17 protein-coding genes are annotated in these 13,569 nt (G+C 63.0%); 2 read left to right on the forward strand and 15 right to left on the reverse strand.

Features of this window, described 5'->3' with window-relative positions:
* Positions 1 to 30: 30 nt before the first annotated feature.
* From rpoE to QCE49_RS09315, 10 genes are all read right to left on the reverse strand, one after another.
* A complete protein-coding gene (gene rpoE, locus QCE49_RS09270) occupies positions 31 to 630 on the reverse strand; it encodes an RNA polymerase sigma factor RpoE (protein ID WP_008342103.1) in 600 nt (199 codons plus the stop codon).
* A 96-nt stretch (positions 631 to 726) separates the two neighbouring features.
* The gene (locus tag QCE49_RS09275; protein ID WP_309805907.1) at positions 727 to 1,182 is read right to left on the reverse strand and encodes a protein YgfX; all 456 of its coding nucleotides are present in this window, start codon (positions 1,180 to 1,182) and stop codon (positions 727 to 729) included.
* Positions 1,183 to 1,213: 31 nt separating this feature from the next.
* Positions 1,214 to 2,452, reverse strand: a complete 1,239-nt coding sequence (gene fabF / locus QCE49_RS09280; protein ID WP_008342106.1) for a beta-ketoacyl-ACP synthase II — start codon at positions 2,450 to 2,452, stop codon at positions 1,214 to 1,216.
* 143 nt (positions 2,453 to 2,595) lie between these two features.
* Positions 2,596 to 2,835, reverse strand: coding sequence for an acyl carrier protein (gene acpP, locus QCE49_RS09285; protein ID WP_004197638.1), 240 nt, complete (start codon positions 2,833 to 2,835; stop codon positions 2,596 to 2,598).
* A 250-nt stretch (positions 2,836 to 3,085) separates the two neighbouring features.
* The gene (gene fabG / locus QCE49_RS09290; RefSeq protein WP_250458312.1) at positions 3,086 to 3,826 is read right to left on the reverse strand and encodes a 3-oxoacyl-ACP reductase FabG; all 741 of its coding nucleotides are present in this window, start codon (positions 3,824 to 3,826) and stop codon (positions 3,086 to 3,088) included.
* Positions 3,827 to 3,837: 11 nt separating this feature from the next.
* Entirely contained in the window at positions 3,838 to 4,770 is a 933-nt protein-coding gene (gene fabD, locus QCE49_RS09295) for an ACP S-malonyltransferase (protein WP_250458311.1), read from the reverse strand.
* A 121-nt stretch (positions 4,771 to 4,891) separates the two neighbouring features.
* The gene (locus QCE49_RS09300; protein WP_034473534.1) at positions 4,892 to 5,881 is read right to left on the reverse strand and encodes a beta-ketoacyl-ACP synthase III; all 990 of its coding nucleotides are present in this window, start codon (positions 5,879 to 5,881) and stop codon (positions 4,892 to 4,894) included.
* Complete coding sequence (gene plsX / locus QCE49_RS09305; protein ID WP_033537090.1) at positions 5,881 to 7,032, reverse strand: phosphate acyltransferase PlsX; 1,152 nt, start codon at positions 7,030 to 7,032, stop codon at positions 5,881 to 5,883. The genes QCE49_RS09300 and plsX overlap by 1 nt, the downstream gene beginning before the upstream one ends.
* 138 nt (positions 7,033 to 7,170) lie before the next feature.
* The gene (gene rpmF, locus QCE49_RS09310; protein ID WP_008342254.1) at positions 7,171 to 7,350 is read right to left on the reverse strand and encodes a 50S ribosomal protein L32; all 180 of its coding nucleotides are present in this window, start codon (positions 7,348 to 7,350) and stop codon (positions 7,171 to 7,173) included.
* Between the two features lie 119 nt (positions 7,351 to 7,469).
* The gene (locus QCE49_RS09315; RefSeq protein WP_034473538.1) at positions 7,470 to 8,090 is read right to left on the reverse strand and encodes a DUF177 domain-containing protein; all 621 of its coding nucleotides are present in this window, start codon (positions 8,088 to 8,090) and stop codon (positions 7,470 to 7,472) included.
* Between the two features lie 322 nt (positions 8,091 to 8,412).
* Here QCE49_RS09315 and QCE49_RS09320 point away from each other — a divergent pair, with 322 nt between their 5' ends.
* Entirely contained in the window at positions 8,413 to 9,030 is a 618-nt protein-coding gene (locus QCE49_RS09320) for a Maf-like protein (protein ID WP_250458310.1), read from the forward strand.
* Positions 9,027 to 9,746: an SAM-dependent methyltransferase gene (locus tag QCE49_RS09325; protein WP_008342260.1), complete on the forward strand. Its 720-nt coding sequence runs from the start codon at positions 9,027 to 9,029 to the stop codon at positions 9,744 to 9,746. Before QCE49_RS09320 ends, QCE49_RS09325 begins: the two co-directional genes overlap by 4 nt.
* Positions 9,747 to 9,748: 2 nt before the next feature.
* Here QCE49_RS09325 and QCE49_RS09330 read toward each other — a convergent pair whose 3' ends face one another.
* From QCE49_RS09330 to QCE49_RS09350, 5 genes are read right to left on the reverse strand one after another with little or no spacing between them, the layout of a single operon-like run.
* Positions 9,749 to 10,711, reverse strand: a complete 963-nt coding sequence (locus QCE49_RS09330) for a S49 family peptidase (protein WP_008342262.1) — start codon at positions 10,709 to 10,711, stop codon at positions 9,749 to 9,751.
* 25 nt (positions 10,712 to 10,736) lie between these two features.
* A complete protein-coding gene (locus QCE49_RS09335; protein ID WP_250458309.1) occupies positions 10,737 to 11,111 on the reverse strand; it encodes a Rieske 2Fe-2S domain-containing protein in 375 nt (124 codons plus the stop codon).
* Positions 11,108 to 11,767, reverse strand: a complete 660-nt coding sequence (locus QCE49_RS09340; RefSeq protein ID WP_008342265.1) for an HAD-IA family hydrolase — start codon at positions 11,765 to 11,767, stop codon at positions 11,108 to 11,110. The genes QCE49_RS09335 and QCE49_RS09340 overlap by 4 nt, the downstream gene beginning before the upstream one ends.
* On the reverse strand, positions 11,768 to 12,766 hold the full coding sequence (locus QCE49_RS09345) for an RluA family pseudouridine synthase (RefSeq protein ID WP_034473545.1): 999 nt from the start codon (positions 12,764 to 12,766) through the stop codon (positions 11,768 to 11,770).
* A gap of 45 nt (positions 12,767 to 12,811) precedes the next feature.
* Positions 12,812 to 13,168, reverse strand: a complete 357-nt coding sequence (locus QCE49_RS09350) for a hypothetical protein (RefSeq protein ID WP_144403826.1) — start codon at positions 13,166 to 13,168, stop codon at positions 12,812 to 12,814.
* Positions 13,169 to 13,569: the final 401 nt, after the last annotated feature.

Consider the following 13,569-nt stretch of genomic DNA (forward strand, 5'->3'; position numbering starts at 1 on the left):
TCGCGTCCCTGCCCCGAGGGTTTTCGCCGCCTACCAGCGTTTGCCTTCGGGAGTGTCCAACAACGGACGCAATTTTGCCGCAATGGCTTCGCGAGCACGAAAAATTCTCGATCTGACGGTGCCGATCGGGCAATCCATCATTTCGGCGATTTCCTCGTAGCTCAGTCCTTCAATCTCCCGAAGCGTGATGGCGGTGCGCAATTCCTCGGGCAGCAACGCCATCGCGGCGTTGACAGTCTGAGCGATCTGCTTGCTCATCAACATCGACTCGGGCGTGTTGATATCCCTTAGTTGGTCCGCGTCGGAGAAAGTTTCCGCTTCTTCTGCATCGGCTTCGGTAGAAGTGGGAGCGCGGCGGCCCTGAGTTGCAAGATAGTTTTTTGCCGTATTGACAGCAATGCGGTATAGCCAGGTGTAAAACGCCGATTCGCCGCGAAATTGCGGCAGCGCGCGGTAGGCCTTGATGAAGGCGTCCTGGGCGACGTCCTCGACCTCGGCGGGGTCGCGCACGAGGCGCGAGATCAGTCGAATGATCTTGCGGTGGTATTTGGCGACCAGCAGTTCGAACGCGGCCTTGTCACCCTTCTGGACACGTTCGACCAGTAATTGGTCGATTTCTTTTTCACTCACCTGGGAAATCCGATTAGCTTGGGGAAGTTGCGCGGACGGCTATTGTAGCGTTACCGCCTGTAAGGCTACCGGAACGCTCATGCGCCGTTACAGTCGTTACAGGTGGGACGCTGCGGCGCGGCGAGCCTGGACCGAGAGCTGGCGGAAGGTGTCGGCATCGACGGAATCGGCCGCGACGACGAGCGTTTCGCGCCGCCCGCGCGTATCGCAAAGCGTCAACGCGATGAGGCGTCCGCTCCATTGCGCGCACCCAGCGATGCTCGTGTGGCGCATCTCGCCGCTTCGGTTCCAGATCGTGATGCCGTCGGGAAGAAGGCCAATCGCCGATGGCTGGGCGTTCATCCACCGGTACGACGCCAGCCCGAGCACCGCCAGCGCCGCTGCGCAAGCCACGGCGGCGTGCCCCGCGTGCTCCGCATGCGCGAAAACGCACTGGAACACCGACGGTCCCGCAACGGCTACGAAGCCGAGCATTGCGCCCCGCAAGAAACGCGACGGCCGCATCGCGACGCCTGCGTCACGATGCGGCCGATTCACACACACGCTCGCCATATGGATCCCCGCGATGACGAGCGCGCCGAGCTCAGTGGCGCTTGAAGACGAGCGAGCCGTTCGTGCCGCCGAAGCCGAACGAGTTCTTGACCGCCACGTCGATCTTCATCTCCCGCGCGGTGTTCGCGCAGTAGTCCAGGTCGCACTTCGGATCCTGATTGAAGATGTTGATGGTCGGCGGCGACACCTGATTGTGGATCGCCAGCACGGTGAACACCGACTCCAGGCCGCCCGCGCCGCCCAGCAGGTGGCCGGTCATCGACTTGGTGGAGTTCACGACGACCTTCTTCGCCTGATCGCCGAGCGCACGCGTGATGCCGATCGTCTCCGCGATGTCGCCGAGCGGCGTCGACGTGCCGTGCGCGTTGACGTAGTTCACTTCATCGGGATTGATGCGCGCGTTCTTCATCGCGTTGACCATCGCGCGGCGGCCGCCGTCGCCGTCTTCCGGCGGCGCGGTCATGTGATACGCGTCGCCGCTCATGCCGTAGCCGAGCACTTCCGCGTAGATCTTCGCGCCGCGCTTCTTCGCGTGCTCGTACTCTTCGAGCACCATCACGCCCGCGCCTTCGCCGAGAACGAAGCCGTCGCGGTCGGTGTCCCACGGACGGCTCGCCGTCGCGGGATCGTCATTGCGCTGCGAGAGCGCGCGCGCTGCCGCGAAACCGCCGATGCCGAGCGGGGAAACCGTGGCTTCCGCGCCGCCCGCGATCATGACGTCCGCGTCGCCGTATTCGATCAGTCGCGACGCCTCGCCGATGCAGTGCAGGCCGGTGGTGCAGGCCGTGACCATCGACAGATTCGGGCCTTTCAGACCGAAGCGGATCGAAAGATGGCCGGAGATCATGTTGATGATCGACGCCGGCACGAAGAACGGCGAAATGCGGCGCGGGCCGCGATTGAGCAGTTCGGTTTGCGTGACTTCGATCATCGGCAGACCGCCGATGCCCGAGCCGACCACGACGCCCACGCGCTCCGAGTTTTCATCGGTGATTTCGAGGCCGCTGTCCTGCATGGCCTGCACGCCCGCGGCGAAACCATAATGGATGAACGTGTCCATATGGCGCGCCTCTTTGGCGGGCATGTAGTCTTCGATATTGAAGCCCTTCACCTCACCGGCGAAACGCGTGGAAAAGTTCGTCGCGTCGAACTTCGTGATATTGGCGATGCCCGACTTGCCCGCGACCAGATTGGCCCAGCCGTCGGCAACAGTATTGCCGACAGGCGATACGAGCCCAAGGCCTGTAACAACAACTCGACGACGGCTCACGGTAACCCCTTATCCATAAAATGACGAAAAACAAAAGCCACAGCGGCCACAGGAAACCGCCCTGTGTGCCCTGTGGCTGTCAAATCGGTTTGCAGCGACGATGCATCGAGCTGATTGACGATGAGTCGCTGGCGCGTCCGGCCTTAGGCCTTGACGTTGGCGCGCGCGTAGTCGATCGCTTGCTGAACCGTGGTGATCTTTTCGGCCTCTTCATCGGGAATTTCCATGCCGAATTCGTCTTCCAGCGCCATGACGAGTTCGACCGTATCGAGCGAGTCAGCGCCCAGATCGTTCACGAACGAAGCTTCGTTCTTGATTTCGGCTTCCGCCACGCCCAGTTGTTCGGCGACGATCTTCTTCACGCGCTGTTCGATGTTGTCCATGCAGCCCTCCGAGGGGAAAAAAGTTCAAAAATACAAGTGCGCGCATTTTATCAGGTTTGGACCCGCAAAATACGACGCGTCAGTTCCATGCTCCACCGTGTCCTGCCCTTCATCAAGAGGGCGGCGGCCGGCATTGCATCGATTCTTCACTGCCGCGCGAAAGCGGTACGCACGTTGCTCCTTCGAGCATTTTGCGCGCCCGTTCCGGCGCGGATATTAAGCGAAATTCTGCGAAATGCCTATTAAGGCCTTACATGTACATGCCGCCGTTCACATGCAGCGTCGTGCCGGTGATGTAACCGGCGAACGGCGAGGCCAGGAATGCCACAGCATGCGCGATATCTTCGGGCGCGCCCAGTCGGCCAAGTGGGATAGACGCGGTGAGCGCGGTGCGCTGCTCTTCCGGCAGAACCTTGGTCATGTCGGTGTCGATGAAACCGGGCGCGATGCAGTTCACGGTGATGCCACGGCTGCCGATCTCACGCGCGAGCGCGCGCGTCATGCCGGCGACGCCAGCCTTTGCCGCCGCGTAGTTGGCCTGGCCAGGATTGCCCGACGAACCCACCACCGACGTGATGTTGATGATGCGGCCGCCGCGCGCCTTCATCATCGGGCGCAGCACCGCGCGCGAAAGACGGAACACCGCGCGCAGGTTCGTATCGATGACGGCGTCGAACTCGTCGTCCTTCATCCGCATCGCGAGCTGATCCTTCGTGATGCCCGCATTGTTGACGAGCACGTTCAGCCCGCCGAATTCCTTGACGATGCCGTCGATGAACGCATCCGCCGCGGCGGCGTCGTTCACGTTCAGCACCGCGCCACGGCCCTTTCCGCTCGCTTGCTGCAACGCTTCGCTGATGCCCGCAGCACCGCTTTCGCTCGTCGCCGTGCCGATGACCGTCGCGCCCTGCTTCGCGAGTTCGAGCGCGATCGCGCGTCCGATGCCACGCGACGCGCCCGTGACGATTGCTACCTGGTTTTGCAGATTCATGTTGTTCGTCCTTAGCCAGCGATCAGTTTGCGCGTTTCTTCGAGCGATGCCGGATCGAAGATCGAGCCGCCGACGAGATTACCGTCGATACGCTTCGTCAGGCCCGCGAGCACCTTGCCCGGACCGCATTCGATGACGTGCGTGATGCCGTCTTTCGCCATCGCCTGCACGCACTCGACCCAGCGCACCGGACCGGCGGCCTGACGCACCAGCGCGTCCTTGATCGCGGCGGGATCGGAGACGATCGCGACGTCGACGTTATTGATCAGCGGAATCTGCGGCGCCTTCACTTCGACGTTGGCGAGATAGTCGCGCAACTGATCCGATGCGGGCTTGAGCAGCGAAGAGTGGAACGGCGCGGAAACCGGCAGCGGCAGCGCACGCTTCGCGCCCTTCGCCTTCGCCAGCTCGCACGCTTTCTCGACGGCCGCCTTCGAACCGGCGATGACCACCTGCGCCGGCGCATTGAAGTTCACCGCTTCGACGACGCCCGCCGACGAGGCTTCAGCGCACACGGCGCGCACGGTGTCGTCGTCGAGGCCGAGGATCGCGGCCATGCCGCCTTCGCCGACCGGCACCGCGTTCTGCATCGCCTGCGCGCGAAAACGCACGAGCGGCACGGCGTCCGCGAACGCGAGCGCGCCCGCCGCGACGAGCGCGGTGTATTCACCGAGGCTGTGACCAGCGACGAGCGCAGGCTTCAGGCCCGTTTCCTTTTCCCACACGCGATAGATCGCATACGCGGCCGTCAGCATGACGGGCTGCGTGTTCGTCGTCAGGTTCAGCTCTTCTGCCGGGCCTTCGGCGATCAGCTTGCCGAGATCCTGGCCGAGCGCGTCGGAAGCCTGCTGCACGGTCTCGCGCACGATCGCGTGATCGGCGAATGCGTTGAGCATGCCGATGGACTGCGAGCCTTGTCCGGGGAAAACGAACGCAAATTTCATATCGTCCTCGTTGATTGGAATGATCCGCGATGTCCTCATGGACCGCGCGCTGGAGGAGCGCGCGGGGTCAGCGATGAAGAGGGATCAGTTACGAATTGGGTAGAGGGATCTGCTCGGCGAATCAGTAGCGGATGACCGACGCGCCCCACGTGAAGCCGCCGCCCACGCCTTCGATGAGAATGTTGTCGCCGCGCTTGATGCGGCCGTCGCGCACCGCGACGTCGAGCGCGAGCGGAATCGATGCCGCCGACGTGTTGCCATGCTCGCCGACCGTCACGACCATGCGCTCCGGCGGCAGATGCAGCTTGCGCGCCGTGCTTTGCATGATGCGGATGTTGGCCTGATGCGGAATCAGCCAGTCGATGTCTTCAGGCGTGAGCTTCGCCTTGTCGAGCGCTTCGAGCGCGACCTTTTCGAGCACGTTGACCGCGAGCTTGAACACCGCTTGCCCGTCCATGTGCAGGAACGCGCTGCCCTGAACCACGCCGCCGTTCACGTTGCCCGGCGTGCAGAGAATGTCCGAATAGCTGCCGTCCGCGTGCAGCGCGCTCGACAGCACGCCGGGCTCATCGGACGCCTGGAGGATGACCGCGCCCGCGCCGTCGCCGAACAGCACGCATGTGGTGCGATCGTTGAAATCGAGAATGCGCGAGAACGTCTCCGCGCCGACGACGAGCGCCGTGCGGTTCATGCCGCTGCGAATGAAGCTGTCCGCCGTCGCGACGCCGTAGGCGAAACCGGAGCACACCGCCTGCACGTCGAAGGCCGCACCGTTGTTCTTGATGCCGAGCTTGTTTTGCAAAAGGCACGCCGTGCTCGGGAACACGAAGTCAGGCGTGGAAGTCGCGACGATGATCAGATCGATCGATTGCGGATCGATGCCCGCCGCCTCGATCGCCTTCTGCGAAGCGATCAGCGCGAGATCGCTCGTGGTTTGATCCGGTGCTGCGAAATGTCGCGCGTGAATGCCGGTGCGCGCGACGATCCATTCGTCATTGGTCTCGACGCCCTGCTTCGCGAGACGGTCCGCCAAGTCCTGATTCGTGACACGCTCGGACGGCAGATAGCTGCCGGTGCCCAGCACGCGAGAGTAAAGATTGGATTGAGCCATTATGCCTTCGAATGTAGCGCAGTACCGGACTCGCCCGGCGGGTTCGGCTGCGAGTTTGGCTGTGGGTTCAGCTGTGAAGCGGCCTGCTGGATCGATTGATCCGCGGCCGCCGACGCGGGACCGTTCGCGTCCGCCTCGCGCGCGGCGGGAGCGTTTTCTTCCATCGCGCGCACCAGGCGTTCGAGCACGCCATTTTTGACGGCATCATACCCGCGTTTGATGGCCCACTCAAACCCGAAGGCCTCGGCCGAACCGTGACTTTTGATTACAAGCCCGCGCAGGCCGAGCAAGGCCGCGCCGTTATATTGCGCCGGATCGACACGCCTCTTGAAACGCTTCAGCACGGGCAGCGCGACGAGCGCCATCAACTTCGAGGCGAAGTTGCGGCTGAACTCTTCCTTGATCATGTCGGCGAGCATTTTCGCGAGACCTTCGGAGGTCTTCAGCGCGACATTGCCGACGAAGCCGTCGCACACGACGACATCGGTCGTACCTTTATAGATGTCGTTGCCTTCCACGTTGCCGTAGAAGTTGAGCGTGCTCGCGCGCAGCAGTTCGCCCGCGCGCTTGATCGTTTCGTTGCCCTTGATGACTTCTTCGCCGATGTTGAGCAGACCGATCGTGGGCCGTTCGCGCCCTTCGATCGCCGATACGAGCGCGTGGCCCATCTCCGCGAACTGCAGCAGATGCTCGGGTTCGCAATCGACGTTGGCGCCCAGGTCGAGCACCGTGGTGTAGCCCTTCTGGCTCGGCATCGCGAACGCAATGGCAGGCCGCTCGATACCGGCGAGCGTCTTCAGCACATAGCGCGACACCGCCATGAGCGCGCCGGTGTTGCCGGCGGAAATGCAGGTCTGCGCCTCGCCCTCTTTCACGAGATTGAGCGCGACGCGCATCGACGAATCTTTCTTCTTGCGCAGCGCGACTTCGACCGGGTCGTCCATCGCGACGACTTCGCTGGCGGGAACGACGGTCAGACGCGGCTCGTCGGAAGCCTTGTACTTCTTGAGCTGAGCGCGGATGGGCTGCTCGAGACCGACGAGCATCAGGTGCGCGTCGGGATGCGAGCGCACGAAATTGACGGCAGCGGGAACGGTCACGGCCGGACCGTGGTCGCCTCCCATGCAGTCGATGGTTATCTTTACAGTCATGGAACGCGACGAATTTCGGACACAAAAAAGCGGCAGTGAAATGCCGCCTTCTCGTCGTACCGGGAAAGTGTCAAGAGCGAGTTGCGCCCGCGCGCCCGTGGAATGATTCCGGCGGGCGCATCGAGCGTCGATGAACGCTTAGTCGTTCTTCGTCTTGATGACTTTCTTGCCACGATAGTAGCCGTTCGGGCTCACGTGGTGGCGCATATGCACCTCGCCCGTGCTCGGCTCGACAGCCAGCGGAGCCGTCGGGAGGAAGTCGTGGGAACGGTGCATGCCGCGCTTCGACGGCGACTTCTTGTTTTGCTGAACTGCCATGATTACTCCAGAAAAATTTTGCGAATTCTAACACAGCCCGATCCGCCGACAGCCCTCGGCCGTTCGGCCATCGGGTGCGCACATCGCGCTACCAGTTTGTTGCGTGCTACAAAACCATTTCAGTGCTTCTTGCCGTCGGAGCCGCCCTTGAGCTTCTCCAGCACGGCAAACGGATTCGGCTTTTCGTCCTCATCCGTCACACCGCTTTCATCCGGCTCGTCGTCCTCCGTGCCCGGAAGCAGACTTTCGTGCGTCTCGGGACATACGTTGTGCTTGGGCACGAGCGGCAAGGACAACAACAACTCCTCTTCGATCAAGTCGACGAGATCGAACTGGCGCGAGCCCACGATCACTTCGACTTCATCGTCGTCGAGCGGAAATTCGTCCGCTTCTTCTTCCGTCGCCACGATCCGATATGTCGCATCGACATCGAGATGCTGCGAATACGGCTGAAGGCAGCGCTGGCACGTGAGCCACACCGAACCGTGCACCGCAAGACGCAGATACGGCTGCGGCGCCTCCGTGCCGTCGTCCTGCAATTCCGGCTGGGTCGACCCCTCGCCTTGCCAGGTGAACACGGTATCGCCGTCTGGCACATCAGCCGGCACTTCGGCTAACATGCGCGGCATCTGCGACACACGCAGCGCGCCGGCCGATTGCCTGCCGCTCTTGGCGAATTCGTAAATGTCGAGCGCGCGCGGATCGGCGGGGCTCACAGGTTTGCCAGGATTCTGAGTCATGTGCGCTCCTGCTTGGCCTTACTTGGGTTAGTGCTACCGGTGAGTGCTCAGTATGCACCGCGACTCGGCTTAAATGCAGCTTCGATGCAGGCCCGACTTGCCCGAATTTGCCCCAATGTGCATCTGGCCGGCATCATGCTGTCTGACCTCGTGCTTTCTGACTCTTCGGCTCGACCGGTTTCATCGATGACAGGAGAGCCTTCGCCCGCGCACGTACCGATGAAAAGCCCAAAATCATATCGGCTTTATTCTTTCGAGTCAAATACTTAAGGGCTGAATCGCAGCCCGTCGTTTTTACACCCTTTTTTGTCCGGTTCGTCTCATGTCTGAAGCTTCGAAATCGCCGCCACGCCTGATTCTGGCGTCCAGTTCACCTTACCGGCGCGAATTGCTCGAACGCCTGCGCATTCCGTTCGACGTCGTGTCGCCCGATATCGACGAAACGCCGCTCGCCGACGAAACGCCCGAAGCGACCGCGCTTCGGCTCTCGATCGCCAAGGCGCGTGCGGCGGCCGGACGGAGCGGCAACGACGCGAACGCCCTCGTGATCGGCTCGGATCAGGTGGCGACCTTCGACGGCAAGCAGATCGGCAAGCCCGGCACGCACGAGAAAGCCTTCGCCCAGCTCCAGGCGATGCGCGGACGCAGCGTCGAATTCCACAGCGCGCTTTGCCTGTTCGACAGCCGCACGGGCGACGCGCAATCCGCCGATATCGTCACGCGCGTGCGGTTTCGTCGCTATTCGGACGCCCAGATCGAGACGTACCTGCGCGCCGAAACGCCGTACGACTGCGCCGGCAGCGCCAAGGCGGAAGGCCTGGGCATCGCGTTGCTCGAAGCGATCGAATCCGACGATCCCACCGCGCTGATCGGCCTGCCGCTGATCGCACTGACCGGAATGCTCGCGAACGCCGGCCATCCGGTGCTGGAGGCGGCATGAGCGGCGTTCTCTATCTGATTCCGAACACGCTCGGCGAAGGCGACGCCGACGCGCTCGCCCAAGTTCTGCCCGAACCGGTGCGCGGGCAGGCGGCCGCGCTCGCGTACTACATCGGCGAAAACGCCAAAACGACGCGCGCCTTTCTGAAGAAAGTGGGCACCGAACGTCCGATTCAGGAAATCGAGGTGCGCGAGCTGAATGTGAACACGCCGCCAGCGGAAATCGACAAGCTGCTCGCGCCGATCCTCGCCGGCACCGACGCCGGCCTCGTCTCCGAAGCGGGCTGTCCCGCCGTCGCCGATCCCGGTGCGTTGCTCGTGCGGCGCGCGCATCAGCGTGGCGTGAAGGTCGTGCCGTTCGTCGGACCAAGCTCGATCTTGCTCGCGCTGATGGCTTCCGGCATGAACGGCCAGAGCTTCGCGTTCAACGGCTATCTGCCGGTCGATGCCGGCGAACGCGCGAAACGGCTGCGCGAGCTGGAGCAACTGTCGCGCAAGGCCAATCAGACGCAGATTTTCATTGAGACGCCCTATCGCAATAAGGCGATGCTCGACGCGCTCATCGCTGGCTGCGCGCCGTCGACGCTCATTTGCGTCGCCGTCGATCTCACGCTGCCGGGCGAAAACATCGTCACGCGCACGGCGGCCGACTGGAAGAAGCAGGCCGCGCCGGACCTGCATAAGCGCCCGGCGATCTTCCTCTTGCTGGCTTCATAAACTCAGCGCAACTGAGGCTTGCCGCCGAGCGTGAGCGCGCGCATGGCGGCATCGCCCACGGATGCGCCGAAGCGCCGCACCACACGCTCGCTGATGCTTTCCTTTTGCGTGTAATCGACGATATCCGGCTGCTTGATGACCTCGCGCGCGACATAGCTGGCGTCGCCGAAACCATCGGCGAGACCGAGTTCGACGCTCTTTTCGCCGGTCCAGAACATGCCCGAGAACAGCTCCGGATCGTCCTTCAGACGCTTGCCGCGCCCGAGCTTCACGGCATCGATGAACTGCGTGTGGATCTGATCGAGCATTTCCTGCGCGTGCGCGTTCATCGCGGGTGTTTCCGGCGAGAACGGGTCGAACGCGCCCTTGTTCGCGCCCGACGTGTGCATGCGGCGCTGGATGCCGAGCTTGTCCATCAGGCCCGTGAAGCCGAAGCCGTCCATCAGCACGCCGATCGAGCCGACGATGCTCGCGCGGTCGACGTAAATCTTGTCCGCCGCCGCCGCGACGTAATAGCCGCCCGACGCGCACATGTCGTCGACGACCACGTACAGCGGCGTCTTCGGATACTTCGCGCGCAGCCGCCGGATTTCGCCGTTGATGATGCCCGCCTGCACCGGACTGCCGCCCGGACTGTTGATGCGCAGAATCACGCCCGCCGTGTTCTCGTCCTCGAACGCGCTCTGTAGCGCACCGTCGATGTTGTCGGCGCTGGCATCGCTGTTCGCGGAGATCTCACCCTGCAGGTCGATCAGCGCCGTGTGCTTGCCCGCCTTCGCGGCACGATCGCCGGTGAAATCGAACACGCCCCAGGCGATCAGCGCGATCACGCCGAGAAACAGGAAGCGAAAGAAGATGCGCCAGCGACGCGCGGCGCGCTGCTCGCGAATCGCGGCGAGCGCGATGCGTTCGAGCGCTTCGCGCTCCCAGTTGTCGTTATTGCGCGGCGGAATGTTGTCGGACATGCGTCGTGGATGTGTAGAGATTGAATCAGGCGGGACGCAGGGCGTCGTCGGGCAGCCAGAAGACCGTGCGCCCTTCCGGCGTGTCGCGCTCTTCGACCGTCACGGCCCGCAGGCGCGCGCCGCGGCAAGGACCGCCGACGCATTTGCCGGTATCGGGCTCGTAGATCGCCCCGTGCGTCGCGCACATCAAGTATAGGCCCGAGCTTTCGAAGAACTGGCCCTCGTTCCAGTCGAGCTCCATCGGCACGTGCGCGCACCGGTTCAGATAACCGAACGCTTCGCCGCCGTATCGGACGAAGAACACGACCGCGTCGCCGCTCGCTTCGGTCGCGTTGACGCGCACGCCCGCGCCGCCATCGACGAGTTCGTCGGACGCGCATACCCGCACCGGTTCGCTCATGCGTGCTCCCGCAGCCAGCCGGCGAGCGACGCGACGCTGTCGGCGCAGTACTGCGGCTTGAGCGCCGCGAGAGAATCGGCCGGATGCGCGCCATAACCGACGCCGACGCCCGCCGCGCCCGCGTTGATCGCCATCTGCAGATCGTGCGTCGTGTCGCCGATCATCACCGTGCGCCCGAGATCCTGCCCGAGCTCGCGCGTGAGTTCCTGCAACATTGCGGGATGCGGCTTCGAGAACGTTTCGTCCGCGCAGCGCGTGCTGTCGAAGAGGCTCGTGAGCCGCGATTCGTCGAGCGCGCGATTCAGCCCGACGCGGCTCTTGCCCGTCGCGACCGCGAGAAAATAGCCGAGATCGCGCAATTCCTGCAGCAGTTCGCGCACGCCGCCGAAGAGTTCGGTTTTCTGGCCCATCGTCAGGAAATGGAAGCGGTAACGTTCGGCCAGGCGCGGATAGTCGGACGGATCGAGCGTCGGCGCGCATATCTGCAGCGCGTCCTTCAGGCCGAGGCCGATCACATAGCTCGCGGATTCATCGGCGGGAACCGGCAGCCCGAGGTCGCGGCACGCGGCCTGAATGCTGCGCGTGATGTGGACGGTCGAATCCATCAGCGTGCCGTCCCAGTCGAAAACGATCAGATCGAATTGCTGCCGCGCCATTTACTCGGTCTCCCGGTTTTTCAGTTGTTCGATGAACCGTTTGCACTCGACGGGCAGCGGCGCTTCGAATTGCAGCGGCTCGCCCGTCGCCGGGTGCGTGATTTTCAGTCGATACGCGTGCAAAAACATGCGTTTCAGCGACGGCTTCGCGCTCGGGCGGGCCAATTCCTTGTTCAGCGCGAAATCGCCGTATTTGGCGTCGCCCGCGATCGGCAGGCCGATGCTCGCCATGTGCACGCGAATCTGGTGCGTGCGGCCGGTTTTCAGCTCTGCCTCGACCCACGCGTAGTCGCGCCAGCGCTCGATCAGATTGAAGACCGTATGCGACGGCAGCCCGTTCTCCTGGATTCGCACGCGCCGCTCGCCATCCGCTGCGACATATTTATGCAACGGCGCCTTGACGATGCGCCGGCGGCCCCAGTCGCTCTGCCAGTCGCCGTGACCGCACGCGTAATAGCGCTTGTCGACCCGATTTTCGCGAATCTGCTCGTGCAGCCCGACGAGCGCCTGGCGCTTCTTGGCGAGCATGAGCACGCCCGACGTCTCGCGATCCAGCCGATGCACCAGTTCGAGAAATTTTGCGTGCGGCCGCGCATTGCGCAACTGCTCGATGACGCCGAACGCGACGCCGCTGCCGCCATGCACCGCGACGCCGGACGGTTTATCGATGACGATCAGATGGTCGTCCTCGAAGAGAATCGGGAATTCGGCGGCGGGCGCGTTCGACGACACCGGCGCCGCGTCCTGCTGCGCGATGCGGATCGGCGGCACGCGCACGAGATCGCCCAACTCGAGCCGGTAAGCCGCGTCGATGCGTCCCTTGTTCACGCGCACTTCGCCACTTCGGAGAATGCGGTAAATATGGCTCTTCGGGACGCCCTTGCAGACGCGCAGCAAAAAATTGTCGATCCGCTGACCGGCGGCCGTTTCGTCGACTTCGATCATCGACACTTGTTCGCTTGCGACCTGTTTATGGGATGTTTTGCCTAACTCATTCATTCTGAATATAATTTGCGAGCAGCCTGAAAAGGTCGACGCTTAGGATCAAGCAGCGGCCGAATTATTCAGACTGTATCGGTGCAAGCGATAAACCATCATTTTACTTGCGCCCAAGGTCGGTTGCTCACCCGGAAAATCGAGAGCGACGAGTTGCACGCACGGCGATATCACCGGCAAGGACGGAGCCCACAGGCGCGTTCGGTCGAGTCGATCGCCGACGGTAACGGATTTTTGGTCAAAAAGAATTTTATCGGCGAGAAGCGACGGCGCCCGGCAAAACCGGATGCCAGCCCGGATCGACCCTGCCGTCGAGCGGGAGAAAAAGGCAAATCGACGCTCGCCGATTTTGCGAACAACTGACGGCGAAATCGCTGCTGCGCTGATTTCTGCGAAGCGCGACAACGCCGCAAACGAGGCGAGACATGCGGCCGCGAGCCGACGGGAGCCGACAGAAACAAGTCGGGCCCGCGGCCGTGCCGGCGCGGCAAGGCAGCAAGGAGGATCGGTTACGAAGCATCGCGCCGGTTTGCGCGAGACCGCTCTTCCTCGCGGCCGCCGTTGGGAGGAATCAGGCTCTTTGCAAGAGCGCAGGCCGGTTCGGCGCGTCCATTTTGAGACGCGGAGCCGCAGCGCCGCCGTTCATCCTCGCCACGAGCCGAGCGATCTGTCGTACGTCTCGCAGTTGCTTCGCAATGCGCCCCACGGCGCGGCTGTCCGATGCGGAAGCCGCGGCCTGCTTTCGGCAATTCTCCCGCCAGAAGTCCCGCTCCAGCGTGCTTTGTGACAACACACAAAAAAGCGTG

This window comes from Caballeronia sp. LZ008 (assembly GCF_031451435.1).
In the GTDB taxonomy this organism is placed as follows: domain Bacteria; phylum Pseudomonadota; class Gammaproteobacteria; order Burkholderiales; family Burkholderiaceae; genus Caballeronia; species Caballeronia zhejiangensis.

Excerpts from the sequence above, each read along its gene's own strand:
- QCE49_RS09275 (WP_309805907.1), bottom strand. The coding sequence starts at position 1,182 with ATGGCGAGCGTGTGTGTGAATCGGCCGCATCGTGACGCAGGCGTCGCG.
- acpP (WP_004197638.1), bottom strand. The coding sequence starts at position 2,835 with ATGGACAACATCGAACAGCGCGTGAAGAAGATCGTCGCCGAACAACTG.
- fabG (WP_250458312.1), bottom strand. The coding sequence starts at position 3,826 with ATGAATCTGCAAAACCAGGTAGCAATCGTCACGGGCGCGTCGCGTGGC.
- fabD (WP_250458311.1), bottom strand. The coding sequence starts at position 4,770 with ATGAAATTTGCGTTCGTTTTCCCCGGACAAGGCTCGCAGTCCATCGGC.
- QCE49_RS09300 (WP_034473534.1), bottom strand. The coding sequence starts at position 5,881 with ATGGCTCAATCCAATCTTTACTCTCGCGTGCTGGGCACCGGCAGCTAT.
- plsX (WP_033537090.1), bottom strand. The coding sequence starts at position 7,032 with ATGACTGTAAAGATAACCATCGACTGCATGGGAGGCGACCACGGTCCG.
- rpmF (WP_008342254.1), bottom strand. The coding sequence starts at position 7,350 with ATGGCAGTTCAGCAAAACAAGAAGTCGCCGTCGAAGCGCGGCATGCAC.
- QCE49_RS09315 (WP_034473538.1), bottom strand. The coding sequence starts at position 8,090 with ATGACTCAGAATCCTGGCAAACCTGTGAGCCCCGCCGATCCGCGCGCG.
- QCE49_RS09320 (WP_250458310.1), top strand. The coding sequence starts at position 8,413 with ATGTCTGAAGCTTCGAAATCGCCGCCACGCCTGATTCTGGCGTCCAGT.
- QCE49_RS09325 (WP_008342260.1), top strand. The coding sequence starts at position 9,027 with ATGAGCGGCGTTCTCTATCTGATTCCGAACACGCTCGGCGAAGGCGAC.
- QCE49_RS09330 (WP_008342262.1), bottom strand. The coding sequence starts at position 10,711 with ATGTCCGACAACATTCCGCCGCGCAATAACGACAACTGGGAGCGCGAA.
- QCE49_RS09335 (WP_250458309.1), bottom strand. The coding sequence starts at position 11,111 with ATGAGCGAACCGGTGCGGGTATGCGCGTCCGACGAACTCGTCGATGGC.
- QCE49_RS09340 (WP_008342265.1), bottom strand. The coding sequence starts at position 11,767 with ATGGCGCGGCAGCAATTCGATCTGATCGTTTTCGACTGGGACGGCACG.
- QCE49_RS09345 (WP_034473545.1), bottom strand. The coding sequence starts at position 12,766 with ATGAATGAGTTAGGCAAAACATCCCATAAACAGGTCGCAAGCGAACAA.